Annotated in this window: 21 protein-coding genes; 18 read left to right on the plus strand and 3 right to left on the minus strand. The window is 29.6% G+C overall.

Going from position 1 to position 24,526, the window contains the following annotated elements:
* Positions 1–9: 9 nt before the first annotated feature.
* From BQ9840_RS00300 to BQ9840_RS00325, 6 genes are all read left to right on the plus strand, one after another.
* Positions 10–3,351 carry a penicillin-binding transpeptidase domain-containing protein gene (locus tag BQ9840_RS00300; protein WP_077366941.1) on the plus strand — a complete coding sequence of 1,114 codons (3,342 nt, stop codon included), beginning with the start codon at positions 10–12 and terminating at the stop codon, positions 3,349–3,351.
* A 135-nt stretch (positions 3,352–3,486) separates the two neighbouring features.
* Complete coding sequence (minC, locus tag BQ9840_RS00305) at positions 3,487–4,131, plus strand: septum site-determining protein MinC (protein WP_077366943.1); 645 nt, start codon at positions 3,487–3,489, stop codon at positions 4,129–4,131.
* Between the two features lie 15 nt (positions 4,132–4,146).
* The gene (minD, locus tag BQ9840_RS00310) at positions 4,147–4,941 is read left to right on the plus strand and encodes a septum site-determining protein MinD (RefSeq protein WP_077366945.1); all 795 of its coding nucleotides are present in this window, start codon (positions 4,147–4,149) and stop codon (positions 4,939–4,941) included.
* A gap of 14 nt (positions 4,942–4,955) precedes the next feature.
* Complete coding sequence (gene minE, locus BQ9840_RS00315; RefSeq protein WP_097677438.1) at positions 4,956–5,240, plus strand: cell division topological specificity factor MinE; 285 nt, start codon at positions 4,956–4,958, stop codon at positions 5,238–5,240.
* An 81-nt stretch (positions 5,241–5,321) separates the two neighbouring features.
* Positions 5,322–6,377: an FAD:protein FMN transferase gene (locus BQ9840_RS00320; protein ID WP_077366949.1), complete on the plus strand. Its 1,056-nt coding sequence runs from the start codon at positions 5,322–5,324 to the stop codon at positions 6,375–6,377.
* A 58-nt stretch (positions 6,378–6,435) separates the two neighbouring features.
* Positions 6,436–7,119: a murein hydrolase activator EnvC family protein gene (locus BQ9840_RS00325; RefSeq protein WP_077366951.1), complete on the plus strand. Its 684-nt coding sequence runs from the start codon at positions 6,436–6,438 to the stop codon at positions 7,117–7,119.
* A gap of 19 nt (positions 7,120–7,138) precedes the next feature.
* Here BQ9840_RS00325 and BQ9840_RS00330 read toward each other — a convergent pair whose 3' ends face one another.
* The gene (locus BQ9840_RS00330) at positions 7,139–8,281 is read right to left on the minus strand and encodes an MFS transporter (RefSeq protein ID WP_077366953.1); all 1,143 of its coding nucleotides are present in this window, start codon (positions 8,279–8,281) and stop codon (positions 7,139–7,141) included.
* A 511-nt stretch (positions 8,282–8,792) separates the two neighbouring features.
* Between BQ9840_RS00330 and BQ9840_RS00335 the strand changes: the two genes are divergently transcribed.
* From BQ9840_RS00335 to BQ9840_RS00375, 9 genes are all read left to right on the plus strand, one after another.
* Entirely contained in the window at positions 8,793–10,070 is a 1,278-nt protein-coding gene (locus BQ9840_RS00335) for an IS110 family transposase (RefSeq protein WP_077366955.1), read from the plus strand.
* Between the two features lie 240 nt (positions 10,071–10,310).
* Positions 10,311–10,754 (plus strand): MarR family winged helix-turn-helix transcriptional regulator, encoded by a 444-nt coding sequence (locus BQ9840_RS00340; RefSeq protein ID WP_077366957.1) that lies wholly within the window; start codon positions 10,311–10,313, stop codon positions 10,752–10,754.
* A 3-nt stretch (positions 10,755–10,757) separates the two neighbouring features.
* A complete protein-coding gene (locus BQ9840_RS00345; protein WP_077366959.1) occupies positions 10,758–12,479 on the plus strand; it encodes an ABC transporter ATP-binding protein in 1,722 nt (573 codons plus the stop codon).
* 71 nt (positions 12,480–12,550) lie between these two features.
* Complete coding sequence (locus tag BQ9840_RS00350; protein ID WP_077366961.1) at positions 12,551–12,931, plus strand: hypothetical protein; 381 nt, start codon at positions 12,551–12,553, stop codon at positions 12,929–12,931.
* Positions 12,932–13,070: 139 nt separating this feature from the next.
* Complete coding sequence (locus tag BQ9840_RS00355) at positions 13,071–13,757, plus strand: hypothetical protein (RefSeq protein WP_077366963.1); 687 nt, start codon at positions 13,071–13,073, stop codon at positions 13,755–13,757.
* An 89-nt stretch (positions 13,758–13,846) separates the two neighbouring features.
* The gene (locus BQ9840_RS00360) at positions 13,847–15,940 is read left to right on the plus strand and encodes a YcdB/YcdC domain-containing protein (protein ID WP_077366966.1); all 2,094 of its coding nucleotides are present in this window, start codon (positions 13,847–13,849) and stop codon (positions 15,938–15,940) included.
* 109 nt (positions 15,941–16,049) lie between these two features.
* Complete coding sequence (locus BQ9840_RS00365) at positions 16,050–16,757, plus strand: response regulator transcription factor (RefSeq protein ID WP_077366968.1); 708 nt, start codon at positions 16,050–16,052, stop codon at positions 16,755–16,757.
* Entirely contained in the window at positions 16,733–18,169 is a 1,437-nt protein-coding gene (locus BQ9840_RS00370) for a sensor histidine kinase (RefSeq protein WP_234978584.1), read from the plus strand. The genes BQ9840_RS00365 and BQ9840_RS00370 overlap by 25 nt, the downstream gene beginning before the upstream one ends.
* The gene (locus tag BQ9840_RS00375; RefSeq protein WP_077366970.1) at positions 18,166–19,662 is read left to right on the plus strand and encodes a hypothetical protein; all 1,497 of its coding nucleotides are present in this window, start codon (positions 18,166–18,168) and stop codon (positions 19,660–19,662) included. The genes BQ9840_RS00370 and BQ9840_RS00375 overlap by 4 nt, the downstream gene beginning before the upstream one ends.
* An 18-nt stretch (positions 19,663–19,680) precedes the next feature.
* Here the strand turns inward: BQ9840_RS00375 and BQ9840_RS00380 are convergent, their stop codons facing one another.
* Together BQ9840_RS00380 and BQ9840_RS00385 are read right to left on the minus strand one after the other, a co-directional pair.
* Positions 19,681–20,664, minus strand: coding sequence for an alpha/beta hydrolase (locus BQ9840_RS00380; RefSeq protein ID WP_200804832.1), 984 nt, complete (start codon positions 20,662–20,664; stop codon positions 19,681–19,683).
* A gap of 18 nt (positions 20,665–20,682) precedes the next feature.
* Complete coding sequence (locus BQ9840_RS00385) at positions 20,683–21,726, minus strand: alpha/beta hydrolase (protein WP_234978585.1); 1,044 nt, start codon at positions 21,724–21,726, stop codon at positions 20,683–20,685.
* Between the two features lie 150 nt (positions 21,727–21,876).
* Here BQ9840_RS00385 and BQ9840_RS00390 point away from each other — a divergent pair, with 150 nt between their 5' ends.
* The 3 genes from BQ9840_RS00390 to BQ9840_RS00400 all read left to right on the plus strand — a co-directional run bounded on the left by BQ9840_RS00390 (position 21,877) and on the right by BQ9840_RS00400 (position 24,391).
* On the plus strand, positions 21,877–22,512 hold the full coding sequence (locus tag BQ9840_RS00390; RefSeq protein WP_077366972.1) for a response regulator transcription factor: 636 nt from the start codon (positions 21,877–21,879) through the stop codon (positions 22,510–22,512).
* 163 nt (positions 22,513–22,675) lie between these two features.
* Complete coding sequence (locus BQ9840_RS00395; RefSeq protein ID WP_077366974.1) at positions 22,676–23,599, plus strand: ABC transporter ATP-binding protein; 924 nt, start codon at positions 22,676–22,678, stop codon at positions 23,597–23,599.
* The gene (locus tag BQ9840_RS00400; protein ID WP_077366976.1) at positions 23,600–24,391 is read left to right on the plus strand and encodes a hypothetical protein; all 792 of its coding nucleotides are present in this window, start codon (positions 23,600–23,602) and stop codon (positions 24,389–24,391) included.
* The last annotated feature ends 135 nt before the right edge of the window (positions 24,392–24,526 follow it).

A 24,526-nucleotide genomic window follows, 5' to 3' on the forward strand; every position in this document is an offset into this window, starting at 1 on the left:
GTGAGGTAAGTGAAATTTTTAAAGAAATTAAAAAACAGATACAATATTATAATGCTATTTCTTTCTCTAATGTTTATAGTGCTTTCGTTTAGGTTGGCAACTCTTACTATAGTAGAAGGAGATAAATATAGGGAATTATCTGATACAAAAAGGGTAAAGGAAATTGCTATCACACCTCCTAGAGGAGAAATAAGAGATAGATATGGGAGATTATTAGCTGGCAATAAGCCAAGTTTTACTGTACAAATTTTAAAAGATGAATTAAATATAAAAGATAAAAAGGAAAAAAATAAAGTTATTTTAGAATTAGTAAAGTTGCTTGAAGAAGATGGTGTAGTTTATATAGATGAATTCCCTATAAAATTAAACACATTTCATTATGTTAATGAAAGTAAACTTGAAATAGAAAATGTTGATCCTGTAGATGAAATTATTGATGTAATTATTAATAACGATTTATTAGCTGAATTATTAGACACATACTATTTAGGACAAAGAGAAGGACATTTTTTGTTTTTAACAGCAAATAAAGCTATACATGCCTTAGAAAGTAAAGGAATAGATATACCTATATCTACTTCATTAAACGGGGAAAGTGTGGTTTATACTTTTTATGAAAATATGGATATTGAAAAATGGAAAGAAGAGAATAGTTTACCTTCTGAGATAGAACCAAAGAGGGCTATAATAAATCTTATAAATAATGACAAAAGTGTTATTAGAAAGCTTATAGACCATCCTATTTCTAGAGAGTTGACTTATAATATGCTAAATGAGAAAGGACTTATTAACAACATTAAGATGGAAGACTTTTCTCTTGAATTTGAAGAAGAATATGTTAAACAGAAAAAACATCTAATGAAAAACTTTAATGGAGTAACGATGGAATCTAGTGCAAAAGATGATTTTGTAAACATTGTATTAGATACTGCTATTAGTGATTTGTTAGAAAGTATTATAGAAAAAACAGGTAAGGACGGCAAGGTAATTAAAAAGATTATACCTGGTGAGGTATTAATTAATTTAATAGAAGAAAAAGGAGAAGAATGTTTAGTTACTTTTAATGTAGATGAAAAAAATAAAGTTACTTATAAATTTAAGGAAAATAAATCCTCCAATGTACAAAGCCCTATTAAGTATCTTATTGATAAAGGTAAAAAAACTAAAGCTATAAATGAAATGATACTTAATAAAGATATTATATCTAAAGCACAAGAGATCTTGTTAAGCAATGGTGTAAATCCAAAAATATCTATTGCTGATTTGGATAATATAGAGTATGTTTCTATAAATAATAAAAATGAATGGTATAGTAGATTTAAAATACCAGAGAAACATAATGTAGAGGAAGCATTTAATGATCTTAGGAAATCATATAAAATAAGTGATGATTTAAGTGTATATGAAGTTAGAAGTATGCTGCTTATTTATGAGCAACTAAGTAAGCAAGGTTATAGAGCTTATCAACCTATAAATATAGCTTATGGTATAAAAGATAAGACAGTAGCTAAAATTGAAGAGGGTGGTATGGACTTACCTGGAGTAAGTGTTTCTATAGAACCTGTCAGATATTATCCTATGGGTTCTACAGCAGCTCATATATTAGGTTACCTGGGGAAAATATCTCAGACTAATGAAATTGATAAATATGTAAAAGAAAAAAAATATTCTCCAAATGATATTATTGGTAAAACAGGTGTTGAAGAAAAGTTTGAAGATCAATTAAAGGGTGAAGAAGGTATCAAGAAAGTTGAAGTTGATGTGTTTGGAAACACTATTAATGTATTAGATGAAGAAAAAGCTACGCCTGGAAATAATTTATATTTAACAATAGATGCAAAACTTCAGCAAGTAGCTGAGGAATCTTTGAAATATAGTCTTGAACAAATACAAAAAGGTGGAACATATGAGAGCAAGTGGGGTAATTATAAATATGGCACAAATAGAAAAAAAGGAAGACCATATGTAAATGCTACTTCAGGTGCAGTTGTTGCTATAGATGTAAAAACTGGAGAAGTGTTAGCTCTTGCTAATTATCCAGCATATGATCCAAATTTATTTGCAACAGGTATATCTAGTGCAGATTGGGCCAGCCTTTTTCCAGAAAATGAAGATGATCCACTAGCACCTAGACCTCTTTACAATATATCCATACAAACAGCGATACAACCTGGTTCAACGTATAAGATGATAACTGGTTTAGCTGCTTTAGAAAAAGGTTTAAGTCCAAATAAAACTATTAGGGACATGGGCTATGTTGATATTGGAAATAAAAGGTTTGGCTGTTGGTTATGGAATAGCCATAGAGGGACCCATGGTCCTGAAAATATCTATGATGCTTTGAGAGATTCATGTAACTATTACTTTTATTCTGTTGTAATGGGAAAAAATCCTCGTACAGGGGAAAACTTAGGAATGAAGGTAAATATAGAAGATATAGTTGCTTTATCAAAAGAATTTGGATTAAACGATAAAACTGGTATTGAAATAAATATTCCAAATGAAACACATGGAGGAGTTCCAGATCCAGCAGTAAAGATTGCTTCAACAAAAGCATTATTAAAGAGATATTTAAAACAAAATATCAAGAATTATATAAAAGAAGATGTTAAGATTACAGACAAACAACTTACAAAGAATATTGAGGAGATTGTAAGTTGGATTGATTTAGAAGAGGTTTTAACTAGGGGAGAAGTTATTAGAAGATTAGATAAGATGGGAATCGACCCAGAAAAGAAAGTCAATGGAGAAAGACAAGGATTAGCAGATAGGATAAAATATGACTATTTGAATCAAGCAAAATGGAATATAGTAGATACACTTAATATTTCTATAGGGCAAGGGGAAAATTCCTATACTCCTATACAGATGGCAAACTATGTTGCTACTTTGGCTAATGGTGGTTATAGACACAAAGTGAGTGTAGTTGATAATATTAAAAATTATGATAATACTATGGTTTTACAAGATATTGAAAATAAAGGAGAAAGAATTGAACTTAATAATTATGATAATTTGGATCATGTAAAGATCGGTATGAGAAAAGTAGTTAGTGAGGGTACAGCTAGAAGTATTTTTCCAAACTTTCCTGTTTCAGTAGCGGCAAAGACTGGAACTGCACAAAAGAGTGGAATCAATCCAGCTACTGGAGATACTTATGATGATTTTGCTTGGTTTGTAGCCTTTGCACCATATGAAGAACCAGAAATAGCTGTGGCTGTCGTACTGTTTCAAGGTGGAAGTGGAGGTTATGCGGGGCCTATAGCTAGAGAAGTGATAGCAGAATATTTAGGGCTAAATAAGGAAGAACAAATAGAGAAATTGCCTTTTACAACTGAATTGGACAGGTAAGAAGCCTACCAATTCAGTTTTGTTTTAATGAATGAGTGATAATAAAATATAAAATTAATACTTTTTTAAAATATAAGAAGGAATTTAATAAAAAATGAAGAATACTAATTAATGAAGGTTTGTGGAGGTTTTGCAATGGATTATGACTTTATTTCATTTAAAGGGACACAGGATGGAATTTATATCCACATAAAAGAAGGAGATTTTAATTATATAAAAGAAGAGTTAGATATGAAACTTAGCAAAGCTGGTTCGTTTTTCAAAGGTGGTCAGATTGTTGCTTTTAAGGGAAAGCGATTGTCCGAGGAGGAAAAGAGCCAATTAAGAAATATCATTAAGGATAAATATAAATTAAAATTAAAAGAGAAAGAAAATATAGAGGAAGATAATATTGAAGAAGCTCAAAAAAGTGATTGTTTTCAAGGAATTGAGAAAGGGATGACTTCATTTATTAGGACAACTGTAAGGTCTGGACAAATAATTCAATATGGAGGTAATATAGTTGTACTCGGTGATGTAAATCCAGGAGGAATAATTGAAGCTAAAGGTAATATTGTTGTTCTAGGTACTTTACGGGGTGTCGCTCATGCAGGATGTGATGGCAATAGAGATGCTATAGTTTCAGCTTATGACCTTCAGCCTACTCAACTTCGAATTGCTGATTTGATTGCTAGAAGTCCTGATGGAGAAGTTATTAAAAGTTCAAGATGGCCAGAAATAGCTAAAATAGAGGGCGATGAAGTGGTAATTGAGACATATTTACCTAAAAACAATTTGTAGAGGAGGATTGATGATATGGGAAAAGTATTGGTAATAACCTCAGGTAAAGGTGGGGTTGGTAAGACTACAACTACTGCTAATATAGGGACTGGACTTGCCATGTTAGGAAAAAAGGTTGTTGTAGCAGATGCTGATATTGGTCTTAGAAATTTAGATGTAGTTATGGGATTAGAAAACAGAATAGTTTATGACATAGTAGATGTAGTAGAAAAAACTTGTAGATTAAAGCAAGGTCTTATTAGGGACAAGCGTTATGAAGGGCTTTATCTTTTACCTGCAGCACAGACAAAAGATAAAAATGCAATTAAACCAGAACAAATGCTTGAGTTATGTAATGAGTTAAAAGAAGAGTTTGATTTTGTACTAATAGATTCGCCTGCAGGTATAGAACAAGGTTTTCAAAATTCAATAGTTGGTGCAGATGAAGCAATTATAGTTACAACTCCAGAGATATCTGCAGTAAGAGATGCAGACAGAGTTATTGGTCTTTTAGAAGCAAAAGGGTTACATAATCCTAGGCTTATTGTCAATAGACTTAGACCTGAGATGGTTAAAAAAGGAGATATGATGAATATAGATGATATGATTGATATATTAGCTATAGAATTATTAGGTGTTGTGCCTGATGATGAAGCTATAGTTATTTCTACAAATAGAGGAGAACCTGTAGTTACAGATGAGGGAGCTCTTTCTGGAAAAGCTTATAGAAATATTTCTAAAAGAATATTAGGTGAAGAGGTTGAGTTGATGAACTTAGAGACTGAAGATGGAAAGTTGACTAAGATTTTTAAAATATTGTTTGGTAAATAAAAGGGGGAATTGGTTTGGATCTGTTTAAAATATTTTCTAAAGACAAAGCGAACAGTAGGTCAGTGGCTAAAGAAAGACTCAAGCTTGTCCTCATAAATGATAGAGCAGATATTTCTCCTAAATATTTAGATATGATAAGAAATGATATCACTAGAGTCCTATCTGAATATATGGTAATAGATGAAGAAGAATTAGATATTAAACTTACTAGATCTATTAGAGAAAGTGATGATAAACCTGTACCTTCATTAGTAGCTAATATACCTATTATAAAGATGAAGAATAAAAATGTAGGATAAGATTAAAATATTTTAAATGTGTAAAATAAATTAAAACCCTAGCTTAAGTTAGGGTTTTAATTTATTAGAAAGGGATATAAAATGAAAAATAAAAAGATAGCTTTTGTTTTATTAGTAATTATGTTTTTTATGATTATTTTAACTGCTTGTGGAAATATAGTACAAAAAGAAGATGATAATATATCAAGAACTGAGTTTATGATGGATACTGTAATAACCATTAAAATATATGATAAAATAGATGAAAATTTATTAGATACAGTATTTGAACGTTTAAAAGAAATAGAAAATAGGATGAGTAAGACTATAGAAAAAAGTGATGTAAGTAATATAAATGCTAAAGCAGGTATAGAAGCTGTACAAGTTCACGAAGATGTTTACTATGTTCTTGAAAAGGCCCTTTATTTTGCTAAACTAACAAATGGTGCATATGAACCTACCATTGGACCATTAGTTGAACTTTGGAATATAAAAGGTCAAAATGAAAGTGAAGTAAAATCATTACCTGATGAGAATGATATACATGAAGCTTTAGAAAAAGTTGATTACAAAAAACTTCAACTATTAGAAGACAACAAAGTTTTTTTAAAAGAAAAGGGGATGAAAGTCGACCTTGGGGGAATTGTAAAAGGATATGCAGCAGATGAGATTAAAAGAATCCTAAAAGAAAAAGGTGTTAAAAGTGCTATAATAGATCTTGGTGGAAACATTTATGCTTATGGAAGTAAAACTTCAGGAGAAGCTTGGAAAATAGGAGTACAAAATCCTTTTGACTTAAGTAACTATATAGGAATAATAAATGCAGTAGATAATTCAATAGTTACATCTGGAGGTTATGAGAGATACTTTGAACTTAATGGAAAGAGATATCATCATATAATTGATTCTAAAACTGGATATCCTTCACAAAATGAACTTTCAGCTGTATCTGTTATAAGCAAAGATTCAATTGACGGAGATGCACTATCTACAGCACTTTTTATACTTGGGATTGAAGAAGGACAAGAATTGTTAAAAGAAGTTGACAATGTAGATGCATTGTTTATTACCAAGGAAAAACAAGTTTTTGTACCTTTGAGTTTAGAAGATAAATTTAAACTTAAAAATAGTGAATTCAATATAATGAATAATAATTGATAATGTGAATAAAACCCATCTATTATAAATATCATATTAATAATAGGTGGGTGATTTTATGAAAAGGAAAAGTACAGGAAATATTCTTAATAGATATAGATATTTTTATAAAGATAAAAGGTACTACAAAAAATTATTGAACAGAATAATTATAGTTCTAATAATTTTATTGATTGTGGTAGTATTTAGAAAAATCAGTTCAACTTTTACAGATAATGTTATTAGAATAATCAAAAATGGTACCTCTTATGAGTTTAGTATAAAAGAAGATGGTAAAAAAATAATAGAAGGATCTAAAAAAATATTGATTGTCCCTGAAAAAGTGAAGAAAGTATTCAATATAAAAGGAGGAAATCTAGATTTTGCGCCACCTGTAGAGGGAAATATTTATAAGCCTTTTGGTGAGCTTAGCACTACAAGGGAAAAGAAAATATTCAATAAGGGCGTTGATATTATACCAAGTGGAGATAGCACTATATTTTCTGTAGGAGATGGTATCGTTACTCAAGTTGAAGACAAGAATAGCTTAGGATATTTTGTAACTATTAAATATGAAGATTTTGAAGCAGTTTATGGATATTTAAAGAAAATATATATAAATAAAGGTGATAATGTTTTGAAAGGACAAAAAATTGGTTCCCTTGGAACCAATTCTGAAGGTGGAAATAGATATTTACATTTTGAAATATGGAAAAATGGAAATCCTGTAAATCCAGTAGAAATTGTGAAGCTTAATCAATGAGTTAGGGACTCCTGACTCATTATCTTTTTTTTGTTACATTAAAAAATAATAACAATGCTAAGGAACTAGAAATAGAAGAAATAGTTAATATAAGCTTGTACCCCTTTAAAACATAAAGGAAAGGTCCAAAGATTGAAAACAGAATAATCATTAGTGCATTTGTGAAGGATAATAATGTCATAAATGTTGTTCTTTTCTCTGGAAATGCTTCTGTACATATAGCTTGAAAGGCACTCCAGCCTCCATCTATTCCTATAGCATATAGTGTAGCAATTATAGTAAATGCAGGAATAGATTTTACATAGGCAATTGGTATTATTGTTATTACCATTAGGGTAAAGAATATTTTTGTGAATTTTTCTTTGCCTATTTTATCTGAAATAAAAGTACATAGTGTTACACCTATTACGGTGCCACAACCTAAAATAGTATATATATATCCTATTTGAAGTTGACTTAGATTAAAATCATTATTAAGATAAACGCCTAAATAACTGAAAAAAATATAAGGTGATGTTATTGACAAAAATTGAATAATTAAAAGTTTTAAACCTACTGGGTTTTTAAGTATTTCTAGTACATCCTTAAAGCTGATATTTTGATTATTTGATTTTTTAGATTCAGGAAGTCTTGTTAGTAATGTCAAGCATATAAGTGCTATTATTGCAAACGGTATGTATATTCCCTTAATATTATTAAAGGTATTAACTATGTAAGTTGCGTATAGTGGACTTACTAGTATTGCAACACCAAAGGCAATTCGAATTATTCCAGCTGCTTTTCCTCTTTTTTCAAAGGGAACAAAATCACTTATGTAGGATATAACTGAAGCATTTAATGAAAAATATCCTAAGCCTATGAAGGTTCTTCCGAAGGCAAAGACTAATGGGGTCTTTGCAAAACCACTAATCAAAGTACCTATGATATAAATAATCAAAGAAAAAGAGATATACTTTTTCTTCCCATATTTATCTGCCCAAACTCCTAAAAGTGGTACAAATAGTCCAACTAATGAAAATCCTAAACCTAATCTAATTACTGAACTATCTGCAATATTAAAATAGTTGGCTAAAAATGGAGCTATAGGGCTTATAGAGTTTAGTTCCATAGAAACTATTAAATGAATCAAAAATCCTGTTAAAAAAATTAAAAAAAAGTTCATAATATTCCTCCTCGTATAATATGTTTAGAACATCAAATTAGATGTTTTAAACATATTTTATTTTTAGCAAATTGTAACAATGAAAATGTAATTTTAAATTATTATCAAAATGAGATTTTTAATCTCAGGCGCGTATTTGAATTGTAGGGAGGCGTAGCCGACCGAAGATTCAAATACGCGCGCCGACCTCACAGATTCACCTTAATATACAATTTGCACTTTAAAAGCAATTTTTAATTGAGATATCCTAATGCTATAATTAAATAAAGAATGGTTAGCGAAGGATAATTCTGCTCCTCCTTGCAAAACTATATAGTTTTTGCCTAAAAAGCATGCTTCCTGACTTAGCTATCATACCTTCCAACTCAGATGCTGCATCTCTTTGACTAGACCAACAGCAAGGTAATTTTCAAAGATGAATGCTAATAATGCGAGGTTGAAGTTAGTAGCTAGGATTAGGATATCTCTTTTTCTAATTGTTCTCCTATTATCTATGAAAGGTGGTGATAACATGAAGAACAATATTTTATCAACTTTGTTTGTTGGTATTGATGTTAGTTCTAAGACTAATGTCTTATGTGCTCTCGATTTTCAAGGTAATAAACTTCTCAACCTAAAGGCTTCGAATAACAATCCTGGTGCCGAATCTATGTTAAAAAGCATCTTGGAATGTTTAAATTCTAATAACCTTAAATATGCTGTTATTGCCTTAGAATCTACTTCTATCTATAGTGTTCATGTGGCTAATTTCTTATCTTCACATGAGAATTTAGCCTTGTTTGAACCTAAAGTCTATTGTCTTAATCCAAAGACTATTGTTAACTATAGAAAGTCTTTTGTGGACATGGATAAAACAGACCCACTGGATGCATATGTTATTGCTGATTTTGCCAGATGCGGAAGAATTACCTCTTCTCCTTGGCGTGGTTCTCAGTTTCTTGCTCTACAAAGGTTAACCAGGCATAGACTTCATTTAGTTGAATGCATTACACGTGAAAAAACTTATATGATTTCTAACATATATCTAAAATTTAGTCAATTAGCAGTTTTAGATAAGGAAGATAAACCATTTTCTGATAAATATGGTGCCACCTCTGCCGCTGTTTTAACAGAGTTTTTATCCTTAGATGATATTACCTATTCTTCGATTGAAGATTTAGTTGCTTTTATCAAAGAAAAAGGTAAGAATCGATTTAGTAATCCTAATAAAACAGCTAAATTACTACAAAAAGCTGCTAGGGATTCTTATCGATTAGATAAAGTATTATATGAACCTTTAAATGTTTCAATTGCTTCTTCTTTTAACCTCATTAAAGCCTTTGAACGTGAGGTTAAAACTATTGATAAAGCTATTGAAAAGAATATTAAAGGCATTAATACTACTGAATATCAATCTCTAAAGTCTATTCCTGGTATTGGTCCCGTATTAGCTAGTGGTATCTTAGCAGAGATTGGTTCTATTAGTGTATTTGGTTCTCATAATGCTTTAGCTAAATATGCAGGTCTAACCTGGCGGGTTAACCAATCAGGAGATTACACCTCTGACAATACGAGCATGACTAAAACTGGCAATAAATATCTTAGATATTATTTAATTGAATCTGCTAATAGTGTTAAAAACAATGTGCCTGAATACAATAAATATTACCTTAAAAAATTCGGTGAAGTGACTACTCACCAGCATAAACGAGCACTCGCACTTACATCTCGTAAATTAGTACGCCTGATTTTTGGATTGCTGACCAAGAATCAAATCTACTCCAGCGATAAAGTTGGAGAGACACAATAAAATATTTTTATTCCAATAGCCTATTTTTTGGTAAATAACCATAGGTTTTATTGAAGTTATCCTTTTTTAATCATTTCGCTTGTTTTATTTAGAAATTTGTTCTTGACATATTACCAGATTGCTCTTTAAGACATCACATCTAATTCTAGTATATTTTAGTTGAATTTTCAACAAAAAGAATGTATAATATTCGTGAGTCTAATATATCGTATAACGATACTATAATTTGGAGTGAAAAGTATGAAAAAAATTGAAAAAGCGGAGAAGATTTATGAGTACATTAGAGAATGTGAAAAAATAATTCATAGAAAAGGACATGAAATAGCACAAGAGCATAATTTAACAATAGATCAGTATCATATATTGGTTGTACTTAACCATTCTCAATTAACACCAACTATTGGTGAAATTGCTGATAAATTTTGTAAAGCACAAAACACCATGTCAGAGAGAATATCTAGACTTGAAGAAAAAAAATTAGTTGAAAGAATTAATGATTTAGAAGACAGAAGAATTACAAGAGTTAATATTACTAAAGAAGGTAAAGAGTTAGTAGAAACTATTAGGAAAGAAAGGAGTAGTGTTTTTGTTTTAAATGCTATTGCAAACATGAAGGAAGAAGATGTTGATGAACTTATTAGACAATTAGAAAATTTATATTTACATCTAGAAGAGGAGGAATAATAAATGATTAAAAAGTTTGTTTCATATTACAAACCACATAAGAAATTATTTATTCTTGATATGGTATGTGCATTTTTTATAGCTATATTAGATTTAGTATTTCCAGTGGTTACTAAAAATTTTATTAATGACTATATTCCAAATGGAAATGTATCTTTAATGATTAGATGGACAATTTATTTAGCATTACTTTTTATACTAAGATATATTGCACAGTATATTGTAAACTATTGGGGGCATGTTGTAGGCGTTAGGATTGAGCACGATATGAGAAGAGATATATTTGAACACCTTCAGACATTGTCCTTTACTTATTTTGACAAAAATAAAACTGGGCATATCATGTCTAGGATAGTTAATGATTTAAGAGAAATAACAGAACTTGCTCATCATGGCCCTGAGGATTTATTTATATCTCTTGTTATGTTGATAGGTACTTTTATCATTCTTGTAAGAATTGAGTGGAGATTGACTTTAATAATATTTGCTTTTGTTCCAATAATGATATGGTTTGCAATTTCTAAGAGAAACAAAATGTCAGAGTCATTTAGGCAAGTTAGAAAGAAAATAGCCAATGTAAACTCACAACTAGAGAATAGTATTTCAGGAATAAGAGTAGCTAAATCTTTTACAAATGAAGATTATGAAATAGATAAGTTTGCTGAAGGAAATGAAGCGTTTATGGAAGCTAGGGAAGCTTCATATAAGGTAATGGCAGAGTTTATGTCTGGTATTAACTTTATGTCAAATATATTAAATCTAATCGTACTAAGTGTTGGTGGCTTATTTGTCTATAAAGGAATTATAAAATATGGTGACTTGGCAGCTTATATATTGTTTGTAAATCATTTCTTACAACCAATAAGAAGACTTACTGAGTTTGCCCAGCAATATCAAGATGGAATGACAGGTTTTGAAAGATTTATGGAAATAATGAATATTGAACCTGATATTGTTGATAGCAAGAATTCAGTTGCATTAGAAGATGTTAAGGGAGAAATTGATTTTGAAAATGTTTCATTTAGTTATAATAATGGCAAGGAAACAGTTCTCTCAGGAGTAAATTTAAATATTGATGCAGGAAAGACGGTGGCAATAGTTGGCCCATCTGGAGCTGGAAAAACCACATTATGTCACTTAATTCCAAGATTTTATGAAATAGATGAAGGGAAAATAAGTATTGATGGAATAGATATAAAGGACATAAAGCTTAAATCTCTAAGAAAAAATATTGGTTTAGTTCAGCAAGATGTATTTTTGTTTACAGGAACAATAAAAGACAATATACTATATGGAAATCCAAATGCAACTGATGAAGATATAATTGATGCAGCTAAAAGAGCTAGTATCCATGATTTTATTGAAACTTTACCAAATGGATATGATACCTATATTGGAGAAAAAGGAGTTATGTTATCTGGAGGACAAAAACAGAGGATATCTATAGCAAGAGTATTTTTAAAAAATCCTCCTATATTAGTATTAGATGAAGCTACATCTGCCTTAGACAATCAAACAGAAATAGCTATACAGAAATCATTAGAAGAACTATCTCATGGTAGAACAACATTGGTTATAGCCCATAGATTATCAACTATAAAAAATGCAGATGAGATTGTTGTATTAAGCAGTGAAGGTATTGAAGAAAGAGGTAGACATGAAGAACTTCTTGAATTAAATGGCATATATGCTGAACTCTATGAATCACAATTTAAAGCTTTGTAGTAGTAGACAAGTTTCAAAAGTACCTCCCCATTCATATCATAATATTGTAATATAAATGGGGAGGTTATGTAATGGATAATAATTATAATATTCCATATCCAGAGCTGTACTATCGGATATATCCTAAAGTAGTAGATGTGGTAAACAAAAATGTTGGTTTTACTCAAATGGATGAAATTATCTCACAAGACAAAGTGGACAATATGGTAAATGAAGTGTATGAACAGATGTTAGAAGAGTGTCCAGAAATAGGTGAAGATCCTATGGAAAGAAGACAGAGAATGCCAAGATTTAGGGCTATGCAAAGACCTTTCTATGGTAGAGGAAGGCTTTTAAGAGACATAATATCAATAATACTTATATCAGAATTGCTTAGAAGGAGGAGTCCCTACAATAACTATGGACCAGGGTACGGTTATGGGCCAGGGTATGGATATGAACCTTGGTATTAGTATGAAATAAGCCTTTAGGGCTTATTTTTTTTGACTCATTTTATAACATAGGAGATAAGAATCCAAATTTAAATATAAAAAGAGGTTTTATATGATATTTATAGAATATTAATAATAATATTAAATGGTAGGTGATATTATGAAATATAATATGTACTTAATTATTATTGGAATTATGGCACTGATTGTATTTACAATTATTATTGTTAAAGATGTAAAAAGGAGAGAAAGAAGAGATTATGTTATAGCATATTTACCTATTAACTTTGGAAAGTACTTTTCAATGTTTATAAGCTATTTTTTAATTGCCTATTTTAGTATTAATTTCTTTGTGAGAGATATGAAGGAATTGTATACAAGTTTGTCACCAAAATATGTTGATAGTATTTATAATCTATTAGATCCTAAAATATTAGATGCAATTGCAAATAGATTATTAAATGATGGCGAAGATGTATTAGCTATTCAGACATTTAGATTAGCAGGGAAAAGTAAGAATTTCTATACCGGATTATTGCTTATCATAATTGGAATTTATTATATTTATACATGGTTAACTAGGGATGAGATATGGGAAGAGGGGATTTATTATGATGGATCTACTTTGTTTTGGGAAGAGATAAAAGATTATAAATGGGAAAAAGAAACAAAGAAGAAGAATGGAGATATTGTAGTCAAGTATTGTAAATTAAATTTAGGTGTATATAAAAGTAAAGTAGGAAAGGCCATAACTAATGAGGATACTAATCCATTGATACTAAAGGTTTATAAAGAAGATAAAGAGAAAGTAGACGAGTTCTTAAGTAGAAAAATACTTCAATCGTAACTTATTTGTAACTTATATTTCCTAACTTGGTAGTATAATATAGTTGTAGGATGATTTTTCTAAAAGAGAAATATAAGAGGGGGATTTAAATGAAAAGGAAAATATCTATTTTATTGGTATTGACAATGATTTTAACTTTCATTCCATTTAGTTCATTTGCACAACAAAATTTTGATAAACAATTAAAAGAAGCTATTGTCAAAAGTAAAAAGCTATTTAATATTGGCAGTGAATATGACAAGTTTGAACATAATATCAATTCTTATGATGAAAATACAGTATTTTATTTAAACTGGTCAGACAGCAAGGGGAAATTAGGTAATATTGATGTTTCTATTACAGTAGATGGAACAGTTTTAAGCTATGGGAAGTGGAAACCTTATTTTGGAGATAATAAGCCAAAACTTCCAAAGGTAAGTAAAGAAGAAGGACTTAAAATAGCAAAAGACTTTATAAAAAAGGTTAATCCTGAATTTGCAAGTAATATTAAATATGTAGATAATGATGAAATTTTAAATCCAAATTCGGATAGTTATTATTATTATTTTGTAAGAACTGTTAATGGTATTCCTTTTAATGAAAATTCTATTGACATATCTGTAGACAATACTACAGGAGAAGTAAAAAATTATTATACAAATTGGGATATGAATATAGCATTTCCAGATGCAAAAGATATGATTTCTGCAGAAAAGGCAAAAGAATTATATAAGGAAAAAATCGGTTTAAAGCTTTTAATTAAGTCTAGTTATAATTTTGATTTAGATGGTCAAAAAGAGAATAAATATTTGGCCTATGGACCATTGGATACTAATTTAGGTATCAATGCAAAAAATGGAGAGGTTACTTTCTATTCTAATTATTATAGAGCTTATGACAAAGCTGAAGGTGCGAAAGGCGTAGAAGAAGCAGAATTAAATCCAGATGAACAAGAAGCGGTAGATAGTATTTCAGGCCTTATTTCAAAAGAAGAAGCTGAAAAAGTTGGTAGAGAATTACTAAAAATAGATTCAGAATATAAAATTGAGTATATTAGTTTGCATAAGAATTGGAGAAATAAAAATGATTATACATGGAATATAAGTTTCATTAAAAAAGTAGATTCAAAAGATTTCTATGCAAGTATTGGTATAGATGCAAAGACTAAGGAACTTGTACAGTTTGATAAATTTGGTTATGTAGATCCAAGTAAAAAAGTACAATACAAAGAAGCTGAAGCTCTAAAGATTGCAAAGGAATACATCACAAAGATGAATCCTGATAAAGTTAATCTTATTGAGTATAAAAAGAACTATAATTATTATATACCAGTAGAAGAAGAGCAAACAGAATATAGATTTGAATTTGTAAGAAAAGAAAAGGATGCATATGTTGTAAATGATTGTATAGAGGTTTCAGTTGATACAAGAGATGGAAGTATAAACGAATACAGAATTAGTTGGGGTAAAGACAAATTACCATCTCAAGAGAAGGTAATAGCAATTGATAAAGCTTATGATATATTGTTTAATGAAATTGGAATGGAACTTAAATATATTAATCCTGATAGATATGATGGTAATTATTCAACAGAAAAGAAAGAAGCTATATTAGTATATGGCCTTAAGAATGAAAAACCAGCAAATATTGATGCTAACACTGCTACAATATTAGATTATCAAGGGAAGCCTTTTAAGGAACCTACATTAGTTAGCTATAGTGATATTGATAAAAGTTATGCAAAGGAAAAAATAAATATTTTAGCTCAATATGGTATAGCATTACCTGGAGATGAATTTAAGCCAAGTGATAAGATGGTTCAAAGTGATTTCTTATATTTATTAGCTAAAGCAAATGGTTCTTATTTTGAATTAGATGATTCAAAAGATACTATATACAATTATTTAATCAATATGGGAATTGTAAAAGAAGATGAAAAGGCTCCAGAAAAAATAATCACTAAAGAAGAAGCAATCAAATATATAATAAGAGCATTAAAATATGATAAAGTTGCTGATTTAAATGAAATATATAAAGAGCTATTTAAAGATACAAAAGATATCAATCCTGAGCTTAAGGGATATGTGTCTATTGCCTATGGACTTAAAATAGTAGAGGGAAACAATGGTTACTTAAACCCTAAGGCTGAACTAAAAAGAGAAGATGGCGTAAATATGATTTTTAATTATCTATTTAACAACTAAATAGCAGAGAGGTGGGGGACAGTTTTCTGTCTCCTTATTTTTTTGTAATTATTTTGCAACTTTTAATTGTCTAATTAATGGTATAATATTGGTGGAAGGTGGTGTGATTATGAACAATAAGATATATTCAATATTAGTTGTTGAAGATGAGGATTCTATAAGGAAATTCATCAAAATCAACTTAGAGAGAGAAGGATTTGATGTAGTAGAAGCGGCTACTGGAGAAGAGGGCTTAGAAAAAGCTAGATTGGGTGAAATTGACATAGTGGTATTAGATATAATGCTACCTGGCATAGATGGATACGAAGTTTGTAAGATACTTAGGAAAGAATTTCCTACTATTGGAATAATCATGTTGACAGCTAAAAGTCAAGATATAGATAAAATAACGGGACTTGAATATGGTACTGATGATTATATGGTAAAACCATTTAATCCAATGGAATTAGTATTACGAATTAAATCCCTTGTAAGAAGATTGGAAATGGTAAATACTGTGGAAGAAGATTTGTTATTGGATGAACCTTTTAAAATAGATACTTATTCTAGAAAGTTTTATAAAAATGATGAAGAGATAGAATTAACCCCAACAGAGTATTCAATTATGAAAATATTCATGGAAAATCCGGGAAAGGCTTTTAAACGTGATGAAATTCTTAATTGGGTATGGGGAGTAGATTTTTTTGGAGATTCGAAGATAGTAGATGTAAATGTGAGAAGATTGAGAGCAAAAATAGAGGAGGATCCAAGTAACCCTAAATATATCGGCACGGTATGGGGTGTTGGTTACAGATGGGAAAACAGAGAGGAAGAATAGAGAAAACTATGAAAAAGAGTATTAGAACTAGGCTTGTAGGCAATTTTATGTTAGTTATATTTATAACTGTTATTGTACTAGAAATATTTTTGATAAATGCAGTAACTCATTATTTTCATGAAAGTGTTGAGGAGATACTGTCGAATCAAATAATATTTTCTGCTGAATTTTATTCAAGATATTTTTCTTCTTCATCTATTGAGGATTTGATTATTGATGATGTAGATGTTTTTTGGCAACAGACAGATGCAGAAGTTCAAATACTCGATTTAAAAGGAAATGTACTAATGGATTCAATAGGAGTTTCCTATCCAAATGTAGTTCAGACGGATGATGTGAAAAAATCATTAAATGGAGAAAAAGGTACTTGGATTGGAAATGTAGAATATGATGATGCTCCAGTAATGGCTGTATCCTATCCACTTACTTCTGACGGAAAGATAATTGGAATTATTCGATTTATTACTTCTCTTAGGGAAACAAATAGAACTATAAAGAGTATGGCTATAATATTCATTTGGATTGGTGCAATTGTAGTATTTATTTCTATCGTAGTAAGCTTTTTTCTTGCAAATAGTATTGTTAAACCGTTAAAAGAAGTAACTTTAATTGCAGAAAAGATGGCAGATGGACAGTTGAAAGTACGAAGTCAGAAAAAATTTGATGATGAAATCGGAAAATTATCAGATACTTTAAACTATATGGCAGAAGAACTAATAAAGAAAGAACAGTTAAAAAATGATTTTATTTCATCTATTTCTCATGAATTAAGAACTCCATTGACATCTATTAAGGGGTGGGCTATAACCTTAAAGGCTGAAGATTTACATGAAAATGAAATAATTAAAGATGGTTTAGACATAATTGAAAGGGAAAGTGATAGATTAACTTCAATGGTGGAGGAACTATTGGACTTTTCTAGATTTGTATCAGGTAGAATAACACTAAATAAGGAGGAAGTAAACATAGATTCTATAATGAATCAGATAGCTACTCAGCTTAAACCTAAATCAAATCTAAGAAATATAGAATTAACACTTGAGATAAAAGATAAATTGCCAATGATTTTTGGAGATGAGAACAGAATTAAGCAAGTATTTATTAATTTAATTGATAATGCATTGAAATTCACCTCGGACCGTGGATATGTAGTTTTTTCAGGAGAACTAAAGGATAATAATATACTAATATGTGTAGAAGATAATGGCTGTGGGATTTCTAAAGAAGAACTTCCATATGTAAAGGAGAAGTTTTTTAAGGGTGGAAATGCCAAGTCCAATGCTGGGTTGGGATTATCTATTTGTGATGAAATAGTGAAATTACATGGTGGATATATGGAGATACAAAGTGAAGAAAATATAGGTACAAAAGTTTGCGTTTACTTTCCTGTCAAGGAGGAATTAGGACAATGAAAAAGATAATAATGGTATTTATTTCTATAATTTTGTTATTGTCTATTACAGCTTGTGAATTCACCAATTTCGAAACTAGTGAAAAAATAATTGCTCCTAATAACAGTTTGCCACCTATATCTGGTAAATGGAGAGTTGAAAAATATAAAAGAGCTAGTTCAAATGGAATAACTGATGAAGAAGCAAAAGAGATTATGGGTAGTGAAGCATTGTTTCATGAAAAGATTGTAGTTATTGGTAATGACTTGTTTCTAAATCCATCATATAAGATAAAGAGTGTAAATACATTAGATTATTTACTATATCAATATAAAGTTAATCCTGATTTTTTAAATATAAAGAAAAATAAAATTCAAATAATATCTATGACAGGTGAGGGACAGTGTTATTATGAATTCATCAAAGAAACAGATGACAAAATGATAGTTAGCATTGATGGAGTATTTTTTTATATGAATAAAATATCTGATGATATAGAAGAGGGGAGCTTAGAGAAATATCTAGATAATGGTGTTAATTTAACAAAAGGCTCAAATGTAGAAGATGATGAAATATTGAGATCAGGTATTCTTATTGGATTAAAGTATTCTGATGAAAATGAATTTGAAGGTGACTTGCAAAAATATAAATATAGAACTATTTGGATATGTAGCAAGAATAAAGTTATAGATAAAATATATGATACTGAAGACTTATTTGTTCCAAGAAAAACTGGTTTTTGGAAGGTCGGGATAGACAGTATAGAATTTGATGATAGTATTAAGGATTTAATATATGCTTATCCAATAAACAAAGATTCAAATCTATTGGAATCTGATATAGCACCATTGAAATTAACCGGAAGTATAGTTGAATCTATTAACTATATAGGAAATGACTATATATCCATTGAGACTGTAGATCAAAATGGAAAAAGCAAAAGCACATTAAAGGTTCTTCCTGTAGATAATATAAGAAATGGAAGTCCTATAAAGATATCAGATATAACAGGAGAAAGCGGGAAAATTGCTTTTTATGAAGGGGCAAGCAAATATTTATCATCAGATTACAAACTAAAAAACAATTACGTAGATATAAAGCCTGATGAAGAAAGTTTTGGATTAGTTAGAAGAAATGGACATTGGACATTTAAGGGTAGGATCAATGTTTCTCATGAGAGTGGAAATTCTTATATGGACTTTAGTGTAAAGACCATTCCACCAAAGGAATTGGTTAATTATGACGAATTGGCAGTGTCTTGGAATGCAGTAAAGTTAAGGGCACCACAAGCTGTAGATGTGTTTACATCTCCAAATGAAGACATTGCAATTGTTATGACTAATAATAGTATGTTGATATATACTATTGAAAATGGGGAACTATCCCAAGAACCTATAAGAAAAATAGAATTACACCTAGGCGAAAAGGTAGTTATGAATGAATGGGCTACAGGAAAGTATATCTACACATGGGAAGAAGAATTTTTAAAGAATATGGTATCAGAGATAGAATAATATAAAATGACTAAGTAATTACTTAGTCATTTTCTTTGCAAATCTAGCTGTTTTTTCTATAATATTTACAGTAGTTAAGTCATTAAGCTGAGTGTCAAAGGAGTGTTTACCTTTTTTATGGACTAAAAAGTCACATTTTATATTATAATGTTTTAGTTTTCTGATTAGATTTACCGATGATTTAAATGGTACTGTTGTATCGAGTTTCCCATGAGCCACTAGGCAAGGTACCATTTTTTCACTTACCCAGTTTATGGGAGAATAATAGTCGTATATATCCTTTTTATCCAAAGGATCTCCATTTAAAGTTTTTTTAGTGGCAAATCTAGCAAATATAGATTTATTATCTGTAATAAATATGTCATTTAAATCTGATGGAGAATAATAGGCAATAACTCCTTTAATTCCTTCCATATTTTCATTGTTTTCTATAAAAGTATTGTGAGTAGAATATAAAAGAGCAAGGTGACCACCTGCAGATAATCCCATCAAAACAATATTGTTTTTATCTATATTTAGTTTTTCACTATTTTCCTTTATAAAATTAAGTGCATCAGTATAATCGGATAATATATCTTCCATATTGTTTTTAAAACCATATCTATAATCTATACTAGAAACACAAAATCCTTTTGAAGCTAAGTATTTACACCAAGATACATTGTTTGCTTGGTTTCTAAATCCAGAAATCCATCCGCCACCATGGGCAAAAAAGACTAAAGGATAGTTTATATTTTGTTTTTCTAATGGGTACCAAATATCAATTTTTAGCGATCTTTTATCTGACTCTTTATAGGTATATGTTTCATAATTATACTTTTTATTTGGTTCTAATGGCAAACGAGAAGTCATTATTTTAAAAATATAAATAATCAAGGATAAGACAAAGTAATAAAAACCTAAAGTAAAATCAATTAGTGATAGGGAAATAAATATCAAAAATAAGTATATTTTATTAACAACAAAATATGATTTCTTTAAGTTTTTCTTTATTTTATCCATATATATTCTCCTAAATAGTTATTTGCCTATGATCATGTCTTTAAGTGGATTTTCCATTTTTTCTGATTTAAGCAAAGCTTTTCTTGCTTCTTTGTCATTGATATCTAATTTATGCAATATATATTTTGCAATAATATATTCAAAAGGTAGCCAACTTACATGACTAATAGGCCATATTCTTCTCTTTGCCCCTTCCATTTCCCTATAGAGAATTTTTCTAGAAGGTATAGAAAGAGTAGAGTCAAACAATGCATCTACAAAAGTTACAGTTTTCATATCTAGTAAATGGGCATAGGATATAGGGTCTATTTTAAATAATGGATGAATTTTATTGTCATTAATTATTTCTGCCAAGCTCATCTCTTTAACTTTTGGAAATTGTTCTTTGTAGATATTATAGAGTTTATTTTTATCATCAAGGTAATGACTAGTTTTATATCCATTGTCAATAAGTCGTCTTGCAAAAGCTGTTGTAGGCGATTCATATAGTATTTGTGGTATATGACCTCCAGTTGTCATAAACAATTTGTGATTGATTCTTTTATCTAAGCAACCTACTATTGTACTAATCATACCCCCAAGACAATATCCCATAACAACATTATTTTCTCTCCACAAATTTTCTTGTTCTAATAGGTCTATTGTAGATAATGTATCAACTACTCCATGTTCCCAAAATTGATACATAGTATCTAAATCAGGATATAGAAAACTTCTACCACTAACTGAATTTGATTCAACTCTAGTATAATTACCAGGCAATATGATTATTGAGGTGTTTACTCCAACAGATGCTAAGTGAGGGCCTAACCATAGTAAAAACTTTATATTTCTACTACCTAGTCCATGAAGTATAAGGGTTGAAGCTTTTATATTTTCCTTTGGGGCATAATTATAAACTTCGACTCTTTCAGTACCAGGAGCAGGGTTATGATAAAGACTATCAAACCTAATAAAACTACATCTATAGTTTTTTCCCTTAAATATATACCCAGCAACATATTCAATTTTCTTTTTTTTATAAGTAAAATCTATTTTCATAACAAATCCTTTCTTTGACAATACATAATAATTTCTCCATAATATTATACCACAAAGTAAAATAAGTAATAGTATAATAGAAGGATTATTCTTGTAAATGTAGAATAAATACAATAAAAGAGTGATACAGCCTTACGGTTTTTGCTGTGACATTTATGGAGGTTAGAAATTATGATAAAGGTAATGATAGTAGATGACCAAGCTCTCATAAGAGAGGGATTAAATATGATGTTAAGTTTGTACGAAAACATAGAGATAGTAGCTGAAGCTAATAATGGAAAAGAGGCAATAGAGAAAATCGAGGTTAATGAAGTAGATGTTGTACTTATGGATATTAGAATGCCTGTAATGGATGGCGTAGAGGCAACTAGAATTATAAAAAAACGATATTCAAATGTTAAAATACTTATCTTAACAACTTTTAATGAAGATGAATACATTTTCCAAGGTCTTAATTATGGTGCTGATGGATATATTTTAAAGGATGTAAGTTCAAAAGAACTTGTAAAAGGAATTGAAACGGTTTATGAAGGCAATGTATTACTTCAACCAGAGGTAGCCACAAGGGTTGTAAGTGCTATGAAAAACAATATTGTTAATAAAAGTGATGATGTAGTTCTTAAAGAACTAACCCCTAGGGAAAGGGAAATTGCTTATCTTGTAGCTGAGGGAAGGACAAACAAGGAGATAAGCGAAACATTGTATATAACAGAAGGAACAGTAAAAAATCACATAACTAGAACTCTTGATAAACTAGAAATTAGAGATAGAACTCAATTGGCATTAATTATTAAGGACATAGATTAGAAGGGTTGAAAAAACCTCTTTATTATGACTAAAGTCATATATAAAACATTACTAAAATAGTTACTTTTGTTTGAAGAATTATAGATATAAATATTATATATTAATATTAAAGAGACAAATGCGACAAAAAGAACCGTCCCAGCTGTCGCAAAGGAGGGGTAGTATGAATGCAATAGAGGTCAAAGAATTGTCTAAATATTATGGAAAAGTAAAAGCCGTAGATAATATTTCTTTTTCTATAAAGAAAGGAGAGATATGTGGAATCCTTGGACCTAATGGCTCCGGAAAAACTACTACAATAAAAAGTATTTGTAATTTAATCATTCCTGATAGTGGAGAGATTAAAATATTTGGTCAAGATAACAAGAAAGCTATAGGTCATATATCAGCACTTTTTGAAGGAACAAGGAATCTTTACTGGAGATTGACTCCAAGGGAAAATTTACGTTATTTCGCAGGTATAAGAGGTCTTGGAGGAAGAAAAATTGAAAGAGATATAGATGAGTTATTGGATAGGTTCAATTTATCAGACAAAAAAGATACAATGGTTAACAATTTATCTAGGGGTATGCAACAGAAAGTTGCCATAGCAATGACACTTTTATGTGATACTGAAATAATATTGTTAGATGAACCAACTCTTGGATTAGATGTTCAAAGTCATATAGAAATAAAAAATATGCTTATGGATATAGTTTCTACTATGGATAAAACAATTTTACTTAGTACACACAATATGAATTTAGTTCAAGATATTTGTGAAGATGTAGTTATATTAAATAAGGGAAAGAAAGCCACCCAAGATAGTGTAGAAGCACTTATGGATATGTTTAAAAGTATGACTTATGAAATAGTATTAACAGAAAGCTTATCAGAAGAAGATGAAGAATATTTGTCAAAAACAAAATATGATTTTTATTTTATTAACAATGGTTCAAAAATAGAGGTAGATATTTCAGAGTTTGATAAAATATATGAAATCATAGACAAATTAAAAGAAAAAGATATATATATTAAAGAAATAAAACAGAAGGATAACAACTTTGAGAGAATATTTTTAAATATCACCAATGAGGAGGCGGAGTAATTGAAGAAAATGTATTATCTATTTAAGGTTTCTTTAGAAAAAACTATTAAGGAATTGATTAGGTATAAATTTGATACAATCTCCAATCTCTTAATTCTCTATATATTATTTATGGTAATGTTTTCAGGTATTAGAGGTTTTGGTATTTCACTAGGAGTATCACCTGTAGATATGGGAGATAATTTAGAAGGATTTATAGTTGGTTATTTTTTATGGACTATTATTATGGCGGCTTACTCTGATATTGCTTATAGTATAGTAAATGATGCAAGTAAAGGAACTTTAGAACAACTAAACATGTCCAATATGAGTCTATCTCGGATATTGGTTGTGAGAAGTTTTTCAAATTTATTGTTAGACATAGTATTTTCAATTATTCTATTATTAATTATTATGCAAGCAACTAACCATTGGTTAGAAATAAAAATTCTCTCTATTTTAATTCCCATATTCATCGGTGTTTTTAGTATATTAGGTATAGGATTAATATGTGGAGGTTTAGCACTTATATTTAAAAGAGTTCAATCATTATTGAATGTAATACAATATTTTTTAATAGGTTTAGTTGCTGTATATCCAGATAGTATTATTGTATCGGGTTTACTACCTTTTAATTATGCTGCAAGAGGTGTTTTTTCTACTATGATGGGGGGATGTTCCTTTACGGATTTTAGAGTAGTAGATTATGGTATAATGGTAGGTAACTCACTTTTATATTTTATATTAGGATTAATAATTTTTAATCAATGTGTAAAAGTAGCAAAGCGTAGAGGGCTACTAGGGCAATATTAATAAAGGTAAGTAGTGGAAACCTTTGTTTGTCCTAAATACTGAGAGTAGGGATGAACTTGAGTAACAAATATTCAAAATACAATTTCTATTTGGGCAGATTAATGTATGTTTTTATTTTCATAGATATATTGCATA

Source organism: Anaerosalibacter sp. Marseille-P3206 (genome assembly GCF_900155565.1).
Classification (GTDB): Bacteria; Bacillota; Clostridia; order Tissierellales; family Sporanaerobacteraceae; genus FUHM01.

Excerpts from the sequence above, each read along its gene's own strand:
- BQ9840_RS00375 (WP_077366970.1), top strand. The coding sequence starts at position 18,166 with ATGAAAAAGATAATAATGGTATTTATTTCTATAATTTTGTTATTGTCT.
- BQ9840_RS00340 (WP_077366957.1), top strand. The coding sequence starts at position 10,311 with ATGAAAAAAATTGAAAAAGCGGAGAAGATTTATGAGTACATTAGAGAA.
- BQ9840_RS00360 (WP_077366966.1), top strand. The coding sequence starts at position 13,847 with ATGAAAAGGAAAATATCTATTTTATTGGTATTGACAATGATTTTAACT.
- BQ9840_RS00365 (WP_077366968.1), top strand. The coding sequence starts at position 16,050 with ATGAACAATAAGATATATTCAATATTAGTTGTTGAAGATGAGGATTCT.
- BQ9840_RS00390 (WP_077366972.1), top strand. The coding sequence starts at position 21,877 with ATGATAAAGGTAATGATAGTAGATGACCAAGCTCTCATAAGAGAGGGA.
- BQ9840_RS00395 (WP_077366974.1), top strand. The coding sequence starts at position 22,676 with ATGAATGCAATAGAGGTCAAAGAATTGTCTAAATATTATGGAAAAGTA.
- BQ9840_RS00320 (WP_077366949.1), top strand. The coding sequence starts at position 5,322 with ATGAAAAATAAAAAGATAGCTTTTGTTTTATTAGTAATTATGTTTTTT.
- BQ9840_RS00335 (WP_077366955.1), top strand. The coding sequence starts at position 8,793 with ATGAAGAACAATATTTTATCAACTTTGTTTGTTGGTATTGATGTTAGT.
- BQ9840_RS00330 (WP_077366953.1), bottom strand. The coding sequence starts at position 8,281 with ATGAACTTTTTTTTAATTTTTTTAACAGGATTTTTGATTCATTTAATA.
- BQ9840_RS00355 (WP_077366963.1), top strand. The coding sequence starts at position 13,071 with ATGAAATATAATATGTACTTAATTATTATTGGAATTATGGCACTGATT.
- BQ9840_RS00350 (WP_077366961.1), top strand. The coding sequence starts at position 12,551 with ATGGATAATAATTATAATATTCCATATCCAGAGCTGTACTATCGGATA.
- minC (WP_077366943.1), top strand. The coding sequence starts at position 3,487 with ATGGATTATGACTTTATTTCATTTAAAGGGACACAGGATGGAATTTAT.
- BQ9840_RS00345 (WP_077366959.1), top strand. The coding sequence starts at position 10,758 with ATGATTAAAAAGTTTGTTTCATATTACAAACCACATAAGAAATTATTT.
- BQ9840_RS00380 (WP_200804832.1), bottom strand. The coding sequence starts at position 20,664 with ATGGATAAAATAAAGAAAAACTTAAAGAAATCATATTTTGTTGTTAAT.
- BQ9840_RS00370 (WP_234978584.1), top strand. The coding sequence starts at position 16,733 with ATGGGAAAACAGAGAGGAAGAATAGAGAAAACTATGAAAAAGAGTATT.
- BQ9840_RS00325 (WP_077366951.1), top strand. The coding sequence starts at position 6,436 with ATGAAAAGGAAAAGTACAGGAAATATTCTTAATAGATATAGATATTTT.
- minD (WP_077366945.1), top strand. The coding sequence starts at position 4,147 with ATGGGAAAAGTATTGGTAATAACCTCAGGTAAAGGTGGGGTTGGTAAG.